13 protein-coding genes are annotated in these 19,489 nt (G+C 74.6%); 1 reads left to right on the forward strand and 12 read right to left on the reverse strand.

The genetic code is table 11. From position 1 onward, the window contains the following. Positions 1–52 precede the first annotated feature (52 nt). From AW273_RS06230 to AW273_RS37775, 10 genes are all read right to left on the reverse strand, one after another. The gene (locus AW273_RS06230) at positions 53–259 is read right to left on the reverse strand and encodes a V-type ATP synthase subunit F (RefSeq protein WP_062346085.1); all 207 of its coding nucleotides are present in this window, start codon (positions 257–259) and stop codon (positions 53–55) included. Continuing rightward, a complete protein-coding gene (locus AW273_RS06235) occupies positions 259–600 on the reverse strand; it encodes an ATP synthase subunit C (RefSeq protein WP_083949538.1) in 342 nt (113 codons plus the stop codon). The genes AW273_RS06230 and AW273_RS06235 overlap by 1 nt, the downstream gene beginning before the upstream one ends. Continuing rightward, complete coding sequence (locus AW273_RS06240; RefSeq protein WP_198168023.1) at positions 570–1,892, reverse strand: V-type ATPase 116kDa subunit family protein; 1,323 nt, start codon at positions 1,890–1,892, stop codon at positions 570–572. The genes AW273_RS06235 and AW273_RS06240 overlap by 31 nt, the downstream gene beginning before the upstream one ends. After that, a complete protein-coding gene (locus AW273_RS06245; RefSeq protein WP_063909850.1) occupies positions 1,882–2,802 on the reverse strand; it encodes a hypothetical protein in 921 nt (306 codons plus the stop codon). Before AW273_RS06245 ends, AW273_RS06240 begins: the two co-directional genes overlap by 11 nt. Next, complete coding sequence (locus AW273_RS37005) at positions 2,799–3,230, reverse strand: hypothetical protein (RefSeq protein ID WP_062346089.1); 432 nt, start codon at positions 3,228–3,230, stop codon at positions 2,799–2,801. The genes AW273_RS06245 and AW273_RS37005 overlap by 4 nt, the downstream gene beginning before the upstream one ends. Positions 3,231–3,339: 109 nt before the next feature. Continuing rightward, a complete protein-coding gene (locus AW273_RS06255) occupies positions 3,340–5,730 on the reverse strand; it encodes a glycoside hydrolase family 65 protein (RefSeq protein WP_063909851.1) in 2,391 nt (796 codons plus the stop codon). Next, a complete protein-coding gene (locus AW273_RS06260; RefSeq protein WP_062346186.1) occupies positions 5,727–6,482 on the reverse strand; it encodes an HAD family hydrolase in 756 nt (251 codons plus the stop codon). The genes AW273_RS06255 and AW273_RS06260 overlap by 4 nt, the downstream gene beginning before the upstream one ends. 43 nt (positions 6,483–6,525) lie before the next feature. After that, positions 6,526–8,016, reverse strand: coding sequence for a bifunctional aminoglycoside phosphotransferase/ATP-binding protein (locus tag AW273_RS06265; RefSeq protein WP_232327105.1), 1,491 nt, complete (start codon positions 8,014–8,016; stop codon positions 6,526–6,528). Between the two features lie 139 nt (positions 8,017–8,155). Continuing rightward, a complete protein-coding gene (locus AW273_RS06270) occupies positions 8,156–9,325 on the reverse strand; it encodes an alpha-hydroxy-acid oxidizing protein (RefSeq protein ID WP_062346092.1) in 1,170 nt (389 codons plus the stop codon). After that, positions 9,322–11,022 carry a 2-dehydropantoate 2-reductase gene (locus AW273_RS37775; RefSeq protein ID WP_198168024.1) on the reverse strand — a complete coding sequence of 567 codons (1,701 nt, stop codon included), beginning with the start codon at positions 11,020–11,022 and terminating at the stop codon, positions 9,322–9,324. The genes AW273_RS06270 and AW273_RS37775 overlap by 4 nt, the downstream gene beginning before the upstream one ends. 130 nt (positions 11,023–11,152) lie before the next feature. Between AW273_RS37775 and AW273_RS06280 the strand changes: the two genes are divergently transcribed. After that, positions 11,153–12,337, forward strand: a complete 1,185-nt coding sequence (locus AW273_RS06280) for a cytochrome P450 (RefSeq protein WP_062346096.1) — start codon at positions 11,153–11,155, stop codon at positions 12,335–12,337. On the opposite strand, the gene AW273_RS06285 is transcribed toward AW273_RS06280, so the two are convergent. Both AW273_RS06285 and AW273_RS06290 read right to left on the reverse strand, forming a co-directional pair. After that, entirely contained in the window at positions 12,327–15,320 is a 2,994-nt protein-coding gene (locus AW273_RS06285; RefSeq protein WP_062346098.1) for a type I polyketide synthase, read from the reverse strand. The genes AW273_RS06280 and AW273_RS06285 overlap by 11 nt on opposite strands. 14 nt (positions 15,321–15,334) lie before the next feature. After that, a partial coding sequence (locus AW273_RS06290; protein ID WP_157555590.1) for an SDR family NAD(P)-dependent oxidoreductase occupies positions 15,335–19,489 on the reverse strand: 4,155 nt, incomplete at its 5' end.

The following is a 19,489-nucleotide window of genomic DNA, read 5'->3' on the forward strand; positions in this document are numbered from 1 at the left end:
GCGTCGGAGAGCAGGCGGGCCGCCACCGGGCCGAGCGCTCCAGAGAGAGGAGTCACGGCATCACCACCCGCAAGGGCCCGCCGTCGCGGGGCAGCGCCGCCGCGGCACGCGGGGTGAGAATCACCACGGCCACGTCGGCGGCCAGGCCGTCCCACGCGGCGCGGGCCGCGTCGGGATCCTCGGCGGGCGACACGACCGCGCCCGCGAGGGCGAAGCCCCGCACCCGCGCCCGCTCCCCGATCACCGCGATCCGCGCCATCACGCCCGCCCGATGAGGATGATGCCGATCACCAGGCCGTAGACGGCGATGCCCTCGGCGAGCCCCACGATGACGATGGCCCGCCCGAACAACTCGGGGCGCTCACTCATCGCGGCCAGCGCCGCCGCCCCCGTGTACGCCACGGCGATGCCCGCGCCGATCGAGGAGCCCGCGACGGCGATCGCCGCGCCCAGCAGCGCCGCCCAGTTGCCGGTCACCGGCGGGGCGGCCCCGGTCGCGGACGCGGGGCCGCCGATCAGCGCCATGACCAGGACGACGGTCGCGGCGATCAGGATGAGGCCGCTCGTCGTCAGGACGGCGCGCCGGAACCAGGTGCGCATGCCTCGTCCTCCCCGGACGCGGTCGGAAGATGCCAGGGCCGGAACGGGCGGCCCTCGGCCTGGAAGATCCGGGAGAACAGCTCGTAGTACTCCAGGCGCAGTGCCTGAACACCGACCACGAGCGCCTCCAGCGCGAACGCGACCGCGTTCCCGGCGACGAAGACGCCGGCCGCGACCAGCGGCGCCGGCCCCCACAACCCGGTGGCGCCCTGCCAGACGACCCACCCGATGGCGGCGTGCATCAGCCCGAACGCCGCCAGCCGGGCGAACGACGCCAGGTTCGATCCCAGACCGACGACCACGTCGAACAGCCGCATGGCGGCCTGGGCCACCCCGCTCGGCCCGCCCCCGCCCTCGGCCAGGAACCCGGCGAACGCCAGCACCAGCCCACAGGCCGCGACCAGCGCCCCCGTCCAGGCGAGCCCGCCGGCATGGCGGTACCAGCCCGCCGCCGCCAGACCGAGCCCGGCGAACACCGCCGCGCCCGCGATCCCCGACGGGGCGTACAGGGCGGACGGCCAGCCGCCCTCCCGCCACCGGTTGATCGCACCCAGCACGAAGGCGACGGCGAGCAGGACGGCCCCGGCGCCCAGCGCCGCGAGCAGGAGCGGGATCGGGTGGGACAGCGGCTCCAGCCACAACACGGGCAGCACCCCCGTGGGGCCGAAGAACTCGCCGTACAGCAGGCCGAAGACGATGCTGGTCAGCCCGGCGCCGAGGGCGAACGGCCAGGCGCGCCGGAACCGCGCCAGACGCGGGTGGAAGCGCAGCAGCGCGGCCCCGGCCAGCACCAGCAGCCCGTGCCCGGCGTCGCCGAACATCATCCCGAACATCAGGACGTAGGCCAGGAAGGCGAGTGGTGTGGGGTCCAGATCCTCGTACGGCACCGTCGTGTAGGTCTCCACCAGCGGCGCGAGGGAGCCGCGCAGCCCCTGGCGGCGCAGCAGGGAAGGGGCGAGCACGCCGGGTGGCCGGGGCAGCGGCACCACCGCCCCGCCCACCGGGGCGAGGCGTCCGGCCAGCGCGGGCACGGCCACCCGCGGCATCCACCCGGCCAGCGCGGCCACCCCGTCGTGTACCACGGCCGCACCCGCGTACTCCCGGAGCTGAGCCTCCGGTTCCGGCCCGTCGGCGCGGGTGCGGCCGGTCGGCGGCGGGACGGTGAGCTCGACCATTCCGGCGTCGGCGACCAGCACCAGCATGTCGCGGAGGGCGGTCACCGGAGCGACCAGAGCCACACGTTCCATCCGGATCGGGCGCAGGGCGTCCCGCCACGTTCTCTCATCGGCCATTGAGGGCCTCCAGGGGGTGCCCGCCGCGCGAGGCCAGCTCCAGAGCCGCCCGCACGCGGTGGGCGTCGCACGCCAGCACCGCGACCACGCCCAGCACCGGCGCGGGGCCGAACACCGGGTCGGCCAGCAGCGCCCGCCCGTCCGACTCCACCCGTGCCCACCAGCGTTCCTCGCCCTGCCACAGCAGGTCCGGCTGGTCGAGACCGTCCAGCGCCCAGCGGGAGGTGGACGGGAGACGGGCCGCCAGCGCCGACAGGGAGGACGCGCCCACGGCCTCCGGCCCGAGCAGGGCGACGGCTCGGTCCCGCCCCATGCCGGTGAGCTCGCGCCCGGCGACGTGGCGCTCCGAGGCGGTCAACAGCGCGACCGCGCCCGCCGCCCAGGGCGTGGTCCCGTCGATCTGCTCGGCCACCTGGACGGCCCAGGACAGGCGCATCCCGAGCTGGACGGCCTGCGGGCAGGTCCCGCCGGGGTCGCCCCAGGGCGATGCCGCCAGGATCGAGGCGACGGAACCCGGTGTGGCCGCCTCCCGCAGCCGAGGCCAGCTCGTCGCGAGCGCGCCGAGGTCGAACTCGGGTCCCGGCGCGCCTCCGGCCATGCCGTGCAGCAGTTCGTCGGTGTTGGCGATCTCGAACCATCGGGCGAGCAGGCGCAGCATCTGCGTGCCGTCGCGCGGCAGCCATCCGGCGAGCACCCGGACATGCCACAGCAGGGTGGCGAGAACGGCGTGCTGGGCCTCCTCCAGCCCGTCTCCGGCGCGCACTTCGTGCCCATAGGGGGTTCCGGCGAGGGCTGACACCGCCGCCGGGACCGATCCGGCGCCGGCCAGCCGAAGCGCGCCCGCCCTGCCCACCCGCCGTCGTACCAGGGCCCTGGCACGGGTGGTTCCGGCCACCCATGACGCGCTCACGCCCGCCGCCCCACGACCCGCAGCATCTCGGTGACCCGCACGATCAGGCCGGGCAGCCGCTCCCGCGCCTGACCGCGGATCCGGGCGGCTTCCCGCTCGGCCTCGGCGTCGGTGGCCCGGTTCTCGGCGGCGAGCCGGACGTCCGCCGCGGTCGCGGCCCCGGCACGTTCGGCCGCGGCGTTGGAGCGAGCCGCCGAGATGATCGCCTCGGCCTCTTCCCGGGCGGCGGCCCGGATCCGCCGTCCCGCCACCTCGGCGGCCGCACGCAGGGTCTGACACTCCGCTTCGGTGCCGGCGAGGGCGGCGAAAACCGGGGTGAGCTCAGCCTCCAGTTCCGCCGCGACGTCGGCCGGGACACTCGCGGGCGCGGCCGGTCCCGGGGCTCCCGCCGGACGGAACCGCTGCAGGAAGTCCCGGAGTCTGACCATGACTCCTCATCTCCGGTTTCGGGTGTGAACGGCGTCTCCCACCGAGTCCTTCCACCCCGTAACCGAACACTCCCGGCACAAAAGGTCGAGGCTCGGTAAAGACGCCGGCTCATCCGTCCGGTGGGCCGGTGGTCTCCCCCCTTCTCGCCCGAAGGGAGAAGACGCGGTGGCACATGCGCCGGAGCAGGACGGACTGGCCCTGTACGGTCACGCTCAGATGGGCGGGACCGTCGTCGGCGCGGGAGATCCGGGCCTTGTCGTGGTCGATGTCGATGGAGACGGTGGCGCCGCGTACCCGGATCGGCAGTGAGAGCAGGGTGAACCGGTCGGGCAGCAGCGGGTTCAGATGGAGTTCGCCGTGGTGGACTTCCAGGCCCAGGTAGCAGCGCTGGACCAGGTCCAGGGTGCCGGCCATCGCGCCTAGGTGGATGCCCTCGGCGGTGGTGCCGCGCTGGACGTCCGCCAGGTCGCTGCCCAGTGCCTCGGCGAAGAAGCGCCATGATCGGGTGCGGTCGGATCGGGACAACACCCAGGCGTGCACGACGGCGCTGAGCGTGGATCCGTGGCAGGTGCGGTCCAGGTAGTAGGCGACCGTGTCCTGGATCATCTCCGGTGGCGGTTCGTATCCGAGCCGGTCGAGGATCTCCCGCAGTTGCTCCGCGGTGAGCAGGTAGAACAGCATGAGCACATCGGCCTGCTTGGCGGCCCGGTAGCGGGTCGGACTGTCGCCGACGGACTCCAGCGCGCGGTCGAGCCTCCGTACGCCCCGGTAGCGCTCCCAGTCCAGTTCGGGCAGGTCGGCGTATCCGGTGAACTGGCTGATCACGCCGTCGTGGAAGTCCACCCGCATCCGGCGCGTGATGTCCTCCCAGCGGGCGAGTTCCTCGCTGGTGAGCGCGAGCCGCGCCGTCAACTCGTCGCGCTCCAACCGGGGCAGCAGGCTCAGCGTCTCCCGGGCGCGCGAGAGCAGCCAGACGGTCATGATGTTGGTGTAGGCGTTGTTGTCCAGACCGGGGCGAGCGGCGCCGGGGTAGGTGTCGTGGTACTCGTCCGGGCCCATGACGCCGTGGATCTCGTACCGGCCCGACGTGGGTTCGAGCCGGGCCGTCGCGGCGGCGAGCCGGGCGGTCTCGATCAGCAGATCCCCGCCGAACCCGGCGAGGAACTCCAGGTCTCCGGTGGCCGCGTAGTGCTGCCACACGTTGTAGCCGATGGCGAGCCCGACATGGCGCTGAAGCCGGGAGTTGTCCGGCAGCCAGTGGCCCGAGCGGGGGTTCAGATGGAGCAGCGGCGTCTCCTCCCGGCCGTCGCTGCCGCTCTGCCAGGGGAACATGGCGCCGGGCAGGCCGAGTTCACGGGCGGCGGCGCGGGCCTCGGGCAGGCGGCGGTGGCGGTAGCGGAGCGCGGAGCGGCTGATCTCGGGGAACCGGACGTTCAGCCAGGGAAGGACGAACAGTTCATCCCAGAAGACGTGTCCCCGGTAGGCCTCCCCGTGCAGCCCGCGCGCCGGGACCCCCACGTCGAGGTCGGCGCTGTGCGGAGAGAGGGTCTGCAGGAGATGGAAGGTGTGCAGGTTCAGGTGATGCGTGTCCTCCAGGTCGTCCAGGTCCAGCCGGGCGCGTTCCCACAGCCGGTCCCAGGCCAGGCGGTGGCGGGCCAGCAGGGGGGCGAAGTCCGGCGCGAGCCGTACCCTGCGCAGCGCGGCGGAGCGCGCGTCGGCGATCGCGTGGTCGCGGGAGGTGGCCAGCGCCACTGTCTTGACGATCGTCCGGGGCACTCCCGGTTCCAGCAGGAGGTCGTACCGCTCCCCGATCCAGCCGGGCTCCTGGACCGGCTCGCCGCGGCCCTCGTCCGATTCCACCCGGGCGGCCAGAGCGATCGTGATCTCCGAAGAGCGGGTCCGCGCGCGCAGCCAGGTGGTGTCCCCGGCCTGGCCGGTGGCGTGGCCGGTCAGATGGTCGCCGCGCAGGTCGCGGTAGCGCCGCACGCCGCGATTGGCCACCCGGCCGTCCAGGGCGGAGCGCACCCGCATGGTCCCCGACCAGTTTTCGGCGGTGAAGGTGGTCTCCAGGGCGGCCAGGTGGGGGTCGGCCATGGAGACCAGCCGCCGCTGCCGGACCTCGGTGCAACGGCCGTGCCCGTCGCGGTAGCGCAGGGCCCGGTGCAGCACCCCGTGCCGGATGTCCAGCTCCTGCCGATAACCGAGCAGGTCGGCGTCCCCGGTGGCGAACCAGTCGGAGTCCGGCGTGGCGAAGGTGAGGGGCAACCAGTTCGGGGCGTTGACCGATGACTCGTCGGTCACGTCCCTTCCGGCGATCCTGGAAGTCAGACGGTCGTAACATCCGGCGAGGTAGGTGCCGGGATAGTGCACGGCGTCGGCCGCGGCCTCCGGAGCGGCGCCCCGGGTGGCGAAGTAGCCGTTGCCCAGGGTGCACAGCGCCTCGCGGAGGCCCTCCGCGGCCGGGTCGAATCCGTCGTAGACCAGTTTCCAGGGGTTCACGAGGCGCCCGCCGAGGATCGCGTGATCGTCAGCGCGGCCAGGTCGGTGACGACGATGTCCGCCCCGGCCGCCCTGAGCGCCTCGGCCTGCCCTCCCCGATCGACCGCGACGACCAGCCCGAAGGAGCCCCGCCGCCCCGCCCGCACCCCTGCCAGCGCGTCCTCCACGACCGCGGTCTCCGCCGGAGCGACGCCGAGGCGCGCCGCCGCCTCCAGGAACAGCGCCGGGTCGGGCTTACCGGGCAGACCGAGCCGGGCCATGTCGTCGCCGTCGACCAGCACGTCGAACAGGCCGGTGACGCCCGCCGCCGTCAGCACCTGACGGCAGTGCCGGCTGGCCGACACCACCCCGGTACGGCATCCGCTCCGCCGCAGCGCGCCGACCAGCGCGACGGTGGACGGGAACACCGTGACTCCCCGTCGGTCCAGCTCCCGGACGAACAGCTCGTCCTTGGCGCGGCTCAGACCGTGGACCGTGGGCGCACCAGGCGGATCCGAGGGCCCGCCCTCCGGCAGGGTGATCCCGCGTGAGGCCAGGAAGGCGCGCACGCCGTCCGATCGTGGTCTGCCGTCCACGTAGCGCAGATAGTCCGCGCGGATGTCGAACCGGGGAGCGCCCCGCCCGCAGTTGTCCTGGATGAAGGCGTCGAACACGTGTTTCCAGGCGGCGGCGTGCACTCTGGCGGTGTCGGTGACGACTCCGTCGGTGTCGAAGACGACGGCGTGGATTCTGGTCACGTCGACGCCGGCCATGTTCACCACGGCCGGCTCAGCACCTGCTCGACAGTGGCACGCATCAGCCCGGCTCCATCTGGGGACGCCTGAACCGCCGGGGAGCCGTGTCCCAGCGGGCGTGGACCGCCGCCAGCGCCCGTTCCACCGGCCGCGGCGGGCACGCGCCGGTGTCGATCTCGACCGCGCCCTGCCAGGGCGCCGTCCGCGCGGCCATCGCGGTGGCGATCGCCCGGTCGGCGTCGGAGACCCCGCCTGTACGGTGGGCCAGGCGCTCGGCCACGACCTGCGGCGGCGCGGCGCACCGCAGGGCCACGAGGTCGGCGCGGATACGCTCGGCGAGTTGTCCGGCGGCCGTCCGGTGGGCGGGGTCGGTCCAGGACGCGTCGAGGATGACCGGCTCGCCGTGCGCGCACAGCAGGTCGGCCCGCGCCAGCAGCTCGGCGTAGGTGCGCTCGGTCCACTCCGGGCTGTACAGGCCCTCCTCGAAGGGCGCGGACGCGGACTCCTCCGGGGCGAGGCCGGCCAGCTCCTTCCTGATCCGGTCGCTGCTCAGCAGCACGTAGCCCAGCCGGTCGGCGAGTTCGGCGGCCAGCGTCGACTTGCCGGTGCCGGGCGGGCCGCCGACAAGGACCAGCGTGACCGCGCCCGCCCGCAGGTGACGCAGCGTGAGGTCGGCGAGCTCGCGGGCCTGCCGGCCGGCGCCGGAGTCCCCCTGCCGCTGCCGCACGCAGGCCACCTTCGCGCGGACGAAGGCCCGGTAGGCGAGGTAGTGGTGCCAGAGCGCGGGCGGGGCGGGGTCGCCGGAGAACTCGGCGTACCAGGCCAGGAACAGCTCCGACAACCGGGGCGCGCCCAGCCGCTCCAGGTCCATGGCCAGGAAGGCCGCGTCGTCCAGGCCGTCCAGGAAACGCAGCCGCTCGTCGAACTCCAGGCAGTCCAGGATGCGAGGGCCGTCGTCCAGGCAGAAGACGTCCTCGGCCAGCAGGTCGCCGTGGCCGTCCACGATGCGGCCCTCCTCGACGCGGAGCTCGAACAGGGGTTCGCGGCCGTCCAGGAAACGGAGCACGAGGCGTTCGATCTCGTCGAGGGTGTCGAGGGCCGGCACGTCGGGCAGCGCGCGTACCTGGTCGAAGCTCGCCGTCCACCGGGCGCGCAGCGCCTGCCGTCCGCCCTGTTCGTCGATCTCGGGGCGGTGCGGGGAGTGGGCGTGCATGTTGGCGAGCAGGCGGGCGATGCGCCGGAGGTGCTCCTCGACCGGTTGTCCGGAGCGGACCAGTGCGGCGAGGCGGCGGTCGTCGGGCATGCGCCGCATCACCACCAGGTGGTCGCAGATCCGGCCGTCCGGGCCGACCACGTCGGCGACGCCTTCGTAGACGTCGGGGGCGAGCCGCCGATTGAGCGCGACCTCCTCCTGGCAGCCGGCACGCCGGGCCTGGAGCGTGGTGAAGTCCAGGAAGCCGAGATCCACCGGCTTCTTGATCTTGAAGACGCGGTCGCCGAGGAAGATCACCGCAGCGGTGTGCGTTTCCTTGATCTGCGCCCACGGTCTCATCGACGCCGCCCTTGAGTCCGGTCCCCTGGTCCTGACCATTCCCCGCCGGCTTGGGTGTTTTTCACCCTGAAGAGTGATTTTTCCGGCTTTATCGATGGGGATCCGGATTTGGCGGCAAATGACCAGTGCAGCGTCATGATCAGGGTGCTACCGGCCGGAGCGTCTCGGGGGTCAGGTCGGCGATGGCCGGGTAACCGTCCACGGCCATGATCAGATCGGCCTCGGCGAGGATCGTCCGCAGCACGTGGACGATCCCGTCGGCGCCCCCGAGCGCGAGCCCGTAGGCGTAAGGGCGGCCGATGCCCACGGCGGTCGCGCCGAGGGCCAGCGCCTTCACCACGTCGGCCCCCGAGCGCACGCCCGAGTCGAACAACACCGGCAGGTCCCCGGCGGCCTCGACCACCTCCGGGAGGGCGTCGAGGGCGGGCAGGCCGCCGTTGGCCTGGCGGCCGCCGTGGTTGGAGCAGTAGACGCCGTCGGCTCCGGCGTCCCGGGCGCGACGGGCGTCGTCGGGGTGGCAGATGCCCTTCAGCAGCAGCGGCAGGCTGGTGGCCGAGCGGAGCCACGGGAGGTCGTCCCAGGTCAGAGGGTTGCCGAAGATCCTCGCCCAGTACGCCGTGGCGGCCTGAGGGTCGTCCTCCGGCGTGCGGGGGAGCTTGGACCGGAAGACCGGGTCGGTGGTGTAGTTGGCCAGGCAGTGGCCCCTGAGCTGGGGGAAGTTGGCGGTGCTCAGGTCGCGGGGACGCCAGCCGGTCACCCAGGTGTCGAGGGTGACGACGAGGGCGCGGAAACCGGCCGCCTCGGCGCGGTGGATCAGGCTCTCGGAGAGGTCGCGGTCGGCGGGGGTGTAGAGCTGGAAGAGGCCGGGCGCGGGGTTCAGTTCCCCGGCCACCTCCTCCAGGGGGTCGACGGAGAAGGTCGAGGCGATCATCGGGACGCCGGTCCGGGCGGCGGCCCGTGCGGTGGCGAGGTCGCCGTGGCCGTCTTGGGCGCACAGGCCGACGACCCCGATCGGGGCCAGGAAGATCGGGGTGGGGAGCCGCATGCCGTACAGATCGATGTGGAGGTCGCGCTCGACCGCGCCGGCCAGCATGCGCGGGAGCAGGCCCCAGCGGCGGAAGGCGGCGACGTTGGCCCGCTGGGTGTGCTCGTCGCCGGCGCCGCCCGCGACGTACGACCAGATCGACGGCGGCAGCGCGGCCTCGGCCCTGGCCTCCAGGTCGGCGAAGGCCATCGGCAGCGGCGGGACCCGCCCGCGCAGGCCGTCCGCGTAGATCTCGTTCTGGTAGTCGCCGAACCGCGGGTTCACGCTCGTCGTCTCTGGTAGACGCGGAGGTTGAGGGTGACCAGGCTGAGCAGCGGGACCGGCGTGCCGGACCGGTGGGCGCGCCGCACCAGGTCGCCGAAGATCTCCTCGACCTCCACGGGCCGGTCGCGGATCAGGTCGCGGTAGGCCGACGACGTCAGCGACGAGTGGGTCGCGGTCACCGTCCGGCGGGTGCCGCCGAGCGACTCCTGCGGCACGGGATGGCCGGCGGCCTCGGCGACGGCGGCGCATTCGGCCACGACCGCGCGGGCGAACTCCACCCCGCCGGGGGTGGACGCGATCTCCCCGACGGTCGCGCGCATGAGGCACGTCACCGCGCCGGTCGCGGCGATGAACACCCATTTGGCCCACATGTCGCCGATGATGTCCGCCGCGAGGCGGGTCTCGAAGCCCGCGCCCCCGAGCACGCCGACGAGCTCGTCGGGGGCGGGCCCGGCGCGGGAGCCGTAGGTCAGGCTCTGCACGTCGGCGAGCCGCAGGATGTCGCCGTCGGCGTCGAGGGTGGTGCTCACCATCACGACCCCGCCGAGCACCCTCCGCTCGCCGAACCGCCCGGCGAGCTCGTCGATGTGCCGCATCCCGTTGAGCACGGGCAGGATCAGCGTGCCGGGGCCGACCGCCGGGGCGAAGTCGTCCATGGCCGACCGCAGCGCGGCGGCCTTGACCGAGACCAGAACCAGGTCGAACGTCGAGGTGATCTCGTTCGCCAGGACGGTGTGCGGGTGGAGCGTCGTGTCCTCGCCCAGGCCCACGATCCGCAGCCCGCGCTCCTCGATGAGCCGGGCCCGTTTGGGGCGGACCAGGAAGGTGACGTCGCGGCCCGCCTGAACGAGGCGGCCTCCGAAGAATCCGCCGACCGCTCCTGCCCCCACGACCAGGATCTTCATCCCAAAAACGTAGGCAGAATACGTTTTTCGCCACAATCCAGAAACGGTCAAAACCTCGGCGTGTACGCCGCGACCGCCTCTTCGTCCCAGGAGATGCCCAGCCCCGGCCCCCGCGCCGTGATCCGGCCGCCGACCGGCCGGTGGGGCTCCCGCACGACCGGCCCGGCGAGGTCGAGGTGCTCCACCCAGCCGGCCGTCGGGGTGACGGTCATGGCGTGCGCGCTGGCCTCGACGAACAGGTGGCTGGAGACGGGCAGCGAGGCCGCCGTCGCGGGCGGCGTCGGGGTGGCCGAGCTTGATCTTGACCGCCCGGAACCCGCTCTCGACCGAGCCCCGGAGGGCCTCCTCCTCCTGGACGGGGTCGATCATCCCGTAGCTGTCATAGGCCCTCAGCGGCGCGGGCTCCCCGCCGAGCAGCGTGGCGACCGGCAGGCCGGTGAGGTGGCCGAGGGCGTCCCAGAGGGCCATCTCGATCCCCGACACCACCATGCCGGCGACGCCCTGCATGCCGGGCAGCCGGAACCGGGCCTGGAACTCCCGCATCCGGGCGCCGGGCGCGAGCGCCTTCCCGGTCAGCCCTGGGCCCAGCTCCCCGGCCACGGAGGTGAGCGCGGGCAGCAACGCCGGATCGTAGGCGAACACGTAGGAGCGCCCGGTCACGCCGCCGTCGGTGACCACGTCGAACAGGACCAGCGGAGCGGCCGTGGCCGACCCCGACGCGGTGCGCAACGGCCGCGCCATCGGGACGACCACCGGACGCGCCCGCACCCGCGAGATCGTCTCGGCTCCCACAGTCCAACCCCATCACGAGGACCCTCCGCTCCCGTTAAAGCGCGGCTGAATTCAGCACGACTTCAGCGCCGCCGTTCATACTCCGTCGCACCACCCACCGAGCCACTTACCGAGACTGTGCGAGGAACGGATGAGTGAGATCCCCGACTTCCCCATGAACCGCGGCTGCCCCTACCACCCGCCCGCCGGATACGAGCGGCTGCGGGCCACCGGCGTCGCCGCACCCGTCCGCCTGTACGACGGCCGGATCGCCTGGGTGATCACCGGGCACCCCGAGACGCGGGCGCTCCTGCTGGACCCCCGGTTGTCGTCGGACCGGTCGCGGGCCGACTTCCCGGTGCTGGTGCCCCGGATGGCCGCCTCCAAGCTGGTCGCCCTCGTCGGCATGGACCCGCCCGAGCACGACGTGCAGCGGCGCATGCTCGCGCCGAGCTTCACCGTCAACGGGCTGAAGAAGCTGCGGCCGGTGATCCTGCGCATCGTCACCGAGCGGATCGACGCGCTGCTCGACAAGGGGCCGGGGGCCGACCTGGTGCCCGACTTCGCGCTCGCGGTGCCCTCGACCGTGATCTGCGAGCTGCTCGGGGTGCCGTACGGCGACCACGACTTCTTCGAGGCGCAGACCAGGAAGATGCTGATGGCGACCAGCAGCGCCCAGGACGCGGCCGACGCGGCCGTGGCGCTCACCGCCTACTTCGACGAGCTGATCGACCTGAAGCTCGCCGAGCCGGGCGAGGGCGTGGTCGACACCCTCATCACGGAGCGGCTGGCGACCGGGCAGCTCACCCGCGCCGAGGTCTCCTCGATCTCGATGTTCCTGCTGGTCGCCGGGCACGAGACGACCGCCAACATGATGGCCCTCAGCATCCTGACCCTGCTGGAGCACCCCGGCCAGCTCGCCGTGCTGCGCGACCACCCCGACCGGACCAAGGACCACGTCGAGGAGCTGCTGCGGTTCCTGTCGGTCGCCGACGAACTGCAGCGGGTCGCCGCCGCCGACATCGAGGTCGGCGGGGTGACCATCCGCGCGGGCGACGCCGTCTACCTGCCCAACGCCGCCGCCAACCGGGACGAGCGCGTCTACGCCGACCCCGACACGCTCGACCTCGGCCGCGACGCGCGCGGGCACCTGGCCTTCGGGCACGGCGTGCACCAGTGCATCGGGCAGAACCTGGCCCGCGCCGAACTGGAGATCGGGCTGCGCGAGCTGGTCACCCGGTTGCCCGGCCTGCGCCTCACCGAGCCCGTGGAGGCGCTCGGGGTCAAGCCGGGCGGCTCGGTTCAGGGCATCCACCGGTTGCCCGTCACGTGGTGAGCCGCTCCTCCAGGAAGCCCGCCACGGCGGCGGGGGTCGGGTAGTCGTACAGGAGCACGGGCGGCAGGGTCAGGCCGGTCGCCTCGCACAGCCGGTTGCGCACCTCCAGGGCGCTGAACGACGAGAAGCCGATGTGCAGGAAGTTGTCCTCGGGGCCGATCAGGTCGGGCGCGGCGTGGCCGAGCACCTCGGCGGCGTGCACCCGCACCAGGTCGAGCAGGGAGGTCTCGGCCGATGGCGCCTCCGGGCGGCCGGGCCGGGTCTCCGAGCCCCACCAGTGGTGCTCGCGTTCGAAGGGATAGGGCGGCAGGTCGGCGGGCGGGCCCGGGGTGTGCCAGGCCCACCAGTCCACCTCGCCGCCCGCCGCGTGCAGCCGGGCGACCAGCGACGCCACCGCCTCCGGTTCGGTCCTGTCCCTGGTCAGCGCCGGGAGCACGAGCGCGTCGTCCGGCAGCGCGCGGGCCGCCATCGGGGTGAGCACGGCGTCGGGGCCGACCTCGACGAACGTGGTCACCCCGGCGGCGCGCAGGGAGGCGACCACGTCGCCGAACCGGACCGTGCCGCGCAGGTGGCGCACCCAGTAGCCGGGGTCCTTCAGTTCCCCGTACGCCGCCTCGCGCCCGGTCACCTCCGACACGAGCGGGATGACCGGTTCGTGGAAGGTCACCCGGGCCGCCGCCGCGCGGAAGGCGGCCAGCGCCCCGTCCATGTGGGGCGAGTGGAAGGCGTGGCCGACCCGGAGCCGGCGGGTGCGGTGGCCCCGCCTGGTGAACCCGGCGGCGATCTCGGTGACCGCGTCCGCGTCCCCGGAGATCACCACGGCGGTGGGGCCGTTGACGGCGGCCAGGTCGACCCGCCCCCGGTAGGCCTCCAGCGCCTCGGCGACCTCGGCCTCGGTCGCCTCGACGGCCGTCATCGCGCCGCCCCCGGGCTGGGCCTGCATCAGCCGGGCCCGCGCGGCGACCAGGGCGCAGGCGTCCTCCAGTGACAACACCCCGGCGGCGTGCGCGGCGGCCAGCCCGCCGAGCGAGTGCCCGGCCACCCGCGCGGGCGGCGGGGCGAGCCGCTCCAGCAGCCGGAACAGGGCGACCTCCAGGGCGAACAGGGCCGGCTGGGCGTGCTCGGTCCGGTCGAGGGCGGCCGGGTCGCCGCCGAACAGCAGATCTTCGAGCGGGCGGTCCAGGTGGGGGGCGAACGCGGCGGCGACCTCGTCCAGTGCGGAGGCGAAGACCGGCCACTCCTCGTGGAGGCCGCGGCCCATGCCGGGGCGCTGGCTGCCCTGGCCGGTGAACAGGTACGCCGTCCCGGCGCGTTCGGCGGCCACCGCGCGGACCACGTGCCGCGACGTGCGGCCCGCCGCGAGGTCGGCCAGGGCGCGCAGGCGCTGGTCGCGGTCGCCGGGCAGCACGACCGCCCGGTGCCGAAGCGGGGTCCGGCCCAGCGCCAGGGTGCGGCCGACGCGGTTGTCGTCCAGGTCCGGGCGGGTGGTCAGGTGGTCGAGGAGGCGGGCCGCCTGGGCCTGGAGGGCGGTCTCGGTGCGACCGGACAACGGCCACGGAGCGGCGGGGGAACCGGGTCCGGCGTCTTCCGGCGGCGGCGGCGCGGGCGCCTCCTCGATGACGACGTGGGCGTTGGTGCCGCTGATGCCGAAGGACGAGACCCCGGCCCGGCGCGGCCGGTCGCCCCGGGGCCACGGCACGGGCTCGGTGAGGAGGCGGACCGCGCCGCTCTCCCAGTCGACGTGCGGGGTCGGCTCGTCCACGTGGAGGGTGCGGGGGAGTCTCTCGTGCCGCAGCGCCTCGATGACCTTGATGACCCCGGCCACCCCGGCGGCGGCCTGCGTGTGGCCGATGTTCGACTTCACCGAGCCCAGCCACAGGGGCTCGTCCCGGTTCCGCCCGTACGTCGAAAGGATCGCCCCCGCCTCGATCGGGTCGCCCAGGCGGGTGCCGGTTCCGTGGGCCTCGACGGCGTCGACCTGCTCGGGGGTGAGACGGGCGTCGGCGAGCGCGGCCCGGATCACCCGTTCCTGCGTGGGGCCGTTGGGCGCGGTCAGGCCGTTCGACGCGCCGTCCTGGTTGACGGCCGAGCCGCGCAGCACGGCCAGGATGGTCCGCTCGTTGCGCCGGGCGTCCGAGAGGCGTTCCAGCAGGAGCAGGCCGACGCCCTCGGCGAAGCCGGTGCCGTCGGCGGCGGCGGCGAACGCCTTGCAGCGGGCGTCGGGGGCCAGCCCGCGCTGGCGGCTGAACTCCACCAGCAGCACCGGCGTGGCCATCACCGTGACCCCGCCGGCCAGCGCCAGGTCGCACTCGCCGCTCCGCAGCGACCGGGCGGCCAGGTGCATGGCCACCAGCGACGACGAGCAGGCCGTGTCGACGGTCACCGCCGGGCCCTCCAGCCCCAGGTGGTAGGCGATCCGGCCGGTCGCGACGCTGGTCGCGTTGCCGGTCATCAGGTGGCCCTCGTAGCCGTCCGGGACCCGGTCGGGCGGCGGCACGTAGGCCTGCGACACCACTCCGGCGAACACGCCCGTCCGGCTGCCGCGCAGCGATCCCGGCGCGATCCCGGCCCGTTCGACGGTCTCCCAGGCCGTCTCCAGCAGCAGCCGTTGTTGCGGGTCGGTGGCGGTCGCCTCGCGCGGGCCCAGGCCGAAGAAGGCGGCGTCGAACCCGGCGGCGTCGTACAGGAAACCGCCTTCCTTCGTGTACGCCGTCCCGGCGTGGTCCGGGTCGGGGTCGTACAGCGCGTCGAGGTTCCAGCCCCGGTCGGCGGGGAAGCCGCCGACGGCGTCGACGCCCTCGTCGAGCAGCCGCCACAGCGCCTCGGGGCTGTCGGCGCCACCGGGCAGGCGGCAGGCGGCGGCGACGATCGCGATGGGTTCGTGCTCCCGGTCCTCCAGTTCGCGGATGCGGCGCCGGGCCTGGCGCAGGTCGCCGGTGGTCCGCTTGAGGTACTCGCGCAGCCGGTCCTCGTTGCTGGTCATGTCGTCTCCAGGGGTCACAGCGGGTCGAGTTCCTCGTCCAGGGTGCGGAACAGCTCCTCGTCGGTTGCCGCGGCGAGGTCGTCGCCGGGCTCCTCGGCGGGGCGGGAGCCCTCCTCCCAGCGCCACAACGCCGCGCGCAGCCGGTCTCTGATCTTCGCGAAGCCGGGTCCGCCGGCGGTCACCGAGGCCAGCAGCCGGTCGAGTTCGGCCGCCGTGTCGTCAGGGCTGTCGTCAGGGGTGCCGGGGGCGAGCAGGCCGCGCAGGTGGGCGGCGAGCGCGGCCGGGGTGGGGAAGTCGAAGGCCAGCGTGGTGGGCAGCCGCAGCCCCGTCGCCGCCGCCACCCGGTTGCGCAGCTCGACCGAGGTCAGCGAGTCGAAACCGATCTCCTTGAACGCCTGGTCGGCGGTGACCCCGTCGATCCCGGAGTGCCCGAGCACGGCCGCCACCTGCTCCCTGACCAGGGTCAGCAGCGCCCGCTCCCGGTCGGGCCCCGGCAGCGCGGCCAGCCGGTCGGCCAGGCCGGCGGGTGAGACGGGCGCGTGGCGGGCGGCCCTGCGCACCGATTGCGCGCGCACCAGCCCGCGCAGCACCGGCGGCACCTCATCGGCCTCGGCCCGCGCCCGCAGCGCGGCCTCGTCGAGCACGGCCGGGACCAGCAGCGGCCGGTCGGCCCGCACGGCGGCGTCGAACAGGGCGAGCCCCTCCTCGGCCGGCATCGGCGTGAGCCCGCCCCGGGCGATGCGGGCCAGGTCGGCCGCGCCCAGGTGCCCGGTCATGCCGCTGGCCTCCCGCCACATGCCCCAGGCGAGCGAGGTCGCGGGCAGCCCGCGTTCCCTGCGGTGCGCGGCGAGGGCGTCGAGGAAGACGTTGGCGGCGGCGTAGTTGGCCTGGCCCGCGCCGCCGAGCAGCCCCGACGCGGAGGAGAACAACACGAACGCGTCGAGGTCGCCGGTGAGCTCGTGCAGGTTCCAGGCGGCGTCGACCTTGGGGCGCAGCGCCGCCTCGATCTTCTCCGGGGTCAGCGAGGCGAGCACGCCGTCGTCGAGCACCCCGGCCGTGTGGACCACCGCGCGCAGCGGCCGGTCGTCCGGGACGCCGGCCAGCAACCCGGCCAGCGCGGCGCGGTCGGCCGCGTCGCACGCCGCGATCCGCACCTCCGCCCCCGCCTCGGTCAGCTCGGCGGCCAGGCCGGCCGCGCCCGGCGCGTCCGGGCCGCGCCGGCTCGTCAGCAGCAGGTGCCGCACACCGTGCGCGGTCACCAGGTGCCGGGCCAGCGCCGCGCCGATCGTGCCGGTCCCGCCGGTGACCAGCACCGTCCCCTCCCGTACGGGCGGCAGCGTGAGCACCAGCTTGCCCACGTGGGCCGCCTGGGCGAAGTGCCGGAACGCGGCCGGAGCCTGCCGCACGTCCCAGGTGGCGACCCACGACGGGCGCAGCGCCCCCGACGCGAACAGCTCCAGCACCCCCCGGAACGCGCCGGCCACCTCCTCGACCGGCATGTCGAGCAGCTCGAACGGCAGGTACACGATCCCCTCCCCGGCCAGCACGCCGGGGTCGCGCGGGTCGGCGATGCCCATCTCGACGAACCGGCCGCCCGGCGGCAGCAGGCCGAGCGAGGCGTCCAGGAGGTCGCCGGTCAGCGAGTTCAGCACCACGTCGACCGCGCCGAACCTCGCCGCGAACGTGTCGGTGCGGGAGGAGGCGATGCGCTCCGGCGGCACGCCCAGGGCACGCAGCGCGGCCCACTTGGCCGGGCTCGCCGTGGCGTACACCTCCGCGCCCAGATGCCGGGCCAGTTGCAGCGCCGCCAGCCCCACCCCGCCCGCGGCGGCGTGGACGAGCACACGTTCCCCCGGCCGGACCCGGGCCAGGGTGACCAGCCCGTGGTAGGCGGTGGTGAACACCGCCGGCACACTCGCCGCCTCGGCGAACGACCAGCCGTCCGGGATCGCGGCGAGCAGCCGGTGGTCGGCGACCGCGACCGGCCCGACCGCACCCGGCACCAGACCGAAGACCCGGTCGCCGACGGCCAGACCGGCGACCGCCGCCCCGGTCTCCAGCACGACACCCGCCGCCTCCGCGCCGAGCGGCGTGGCCGACGGGACCATGCCGAGCGCGGTGAGGACGTCGCGGAAGTTCAGCCCGGCGGCCCGGACCTCGATCCTGACCTGGTGCGGGGCCAGCGGGGCCAGGGACTCGGGGAAGGGCGCGGCGTGCAGGTCGTCGGGGGAACCGCCCGGCGTGGCCAGCCGCCAAGGGCCGTCGGGGAGGTCGAGCGCGGTCGACCGCCCCACGTGGGCCAGCCGGGGGACCAGGGCGACGCCGTCGCGGAGGGCGATCTGGGGCTCGCCGCCGGCCAGGGCCGCCGGGAGGGCGGCGGCCGAGTCGTCGTCGACGTCGACGACCACGATCCGGCCGGGGTTCTCGGTCGCGGCCGACCTCGCCACCCCCCAGAGGGGGGCCGCCGCCAGGTCGACGCGGTCGCCGGGGCGCACGGCCACCGCGTTCCTGGTCACGATCGCCAGGCGCGACGCGGGGTCGGCCTGCTCCGCCAGCCAGGCGGTCAGCCGGTCGACCAGGGCCCGCACGTTCGCGGCCACGGCCTCGGGGACCTCGCCGTCGGCGCCGGAGGCGGGCCACTCGATCACGGTCACGTCAGCGGGGAGGCTCGCGGCCAAGGGGACCTCGGCCCAGGTCGGTTCGTACAGGGACGTGGGTTCGGTGGTCCGTGCCGTGGGCGCCGCGCGCAGGCTCAGGGACTCCACCCGGGCGATCGGCGCGCCCGTCGGGTCGGCGAGGGTGACGGCGACCGTGTCGTCGCCGGCGGGGGTGAGGGTGGCGCGGAGGGTGGTGGCGCCGGTGGCGAACAGGTCGACGCCCGACCAGGTGAACGGGAGCCGCACCCCCTCGCCGAGGAAGCCGCCCAGGGCCATGGCGTGCATGGCCGCGTCGAACAGGGCGGGGTGGAGGGCGAAGCGGGCGGCGTCGTCCTCGTGGCCTTCGGGCAGGCGGACCTCCGCGTGGACGGTGTCGCCCGCCCGCCAGGCCGCGGTGAGGTTGCGGAAGGCGGGACCGTACTCGTAGCCGAGGTCGGCCAGCCGGTCGTAGAGGTCGTCGACGGCCAGCGGGACGGCGTCGGGTGGCGGCCAGGTGGTCACCGCGGCCGGTTCGCCGGGCGGGGGCGGGGCCAGGGTTCCGGCGGCGTGCCGGGTCCACTCCGGGTCGCCGCCCCGGCGGGAGTGCACGGTCACCCGGCGGCGGCCGGACTCGTCGGCGGCGCTCACCTCCGCCTGGAGGCGCACGCCGCCGCGTTCGGGCAGGTGGAGCGGGGCTTCGAGGGTGAGCTCCTCGACGCGGAACACGCCGCCGGAGAGCTGCCCGGCCTGGAGGGCGAGTTCGAGCAGCGCCGTCGCGGGGAGCAGCGCCGTGCCGCGCACGGAGTGGTCGGCGAGCCAGCCGTGGGAGTCGCGGGAGACGCGGCCGGTGACGACCAGCGCCCCCGTCTCGGCCAGCACGGTGGCGGCGCTCAGGAACGGGTGCTCGGCGGCGTCCAGGCCCAGGCCCCCGGCGTCGCCGCCCACCGACGGTCCGGTCAGCCAGTAGCGCTCGCGCTGGAAGGCGTACGTCGGCAGGTCGGTGACGCCCTCCTCCGGCAGGTGCCAGGTGACCGGGTGGCCGTCGGCGTGGAGGGCGGCCAGGTTGAGGTGGAACTGCCCGAGGGTGCCCTTGTGCCGCCGCAGGGTGCCGGTGACCAGCAGCGACGGGTGTTCGAGGGTGTCCTGGACGGCCGTCGTCAGGACCGGGTGGGGGCTGGCCTCGACGAAGGTGGTGTGGCCGTCGGCCAGGAGCTTCGTGAGGGTCTGGTGGAAGCGGACCGGGTTGGCGAGGTTGTCGAACCAGTACTCGGGGGTGAGGTCGGCGCTGCCGGTGACGGTGGAGTAGAGGGGGATGGCGGCGGGCTGGGGGCGGATGCCGTCGAGGAGGGCCAGGAGTTCGTCGCGGAGGCGGTGGACGTGGGGGCTGTGGGAGGCGTAGTCGACGGGGATTCTTCGTGCGTCGAGGGTGCTGAGCAGGTGGTCGAGCTGGGTGGCGTCGCCTGCGATGACGGTGGCGTTGGGGCTGTTGGTGGCGGCGATGTGGAGATCGTCGTAGGCGGTCAGGAGGGCGGC

Source organism: Herbidospora yilanensis (genome assembly GCF_001570565.1).
GTDB lineage: Bacteria > Actinomycetota > Actinomycetes > Streptosporangiales > Streptosporangiaceae > Herbidospora > Herbidospora yilanensis.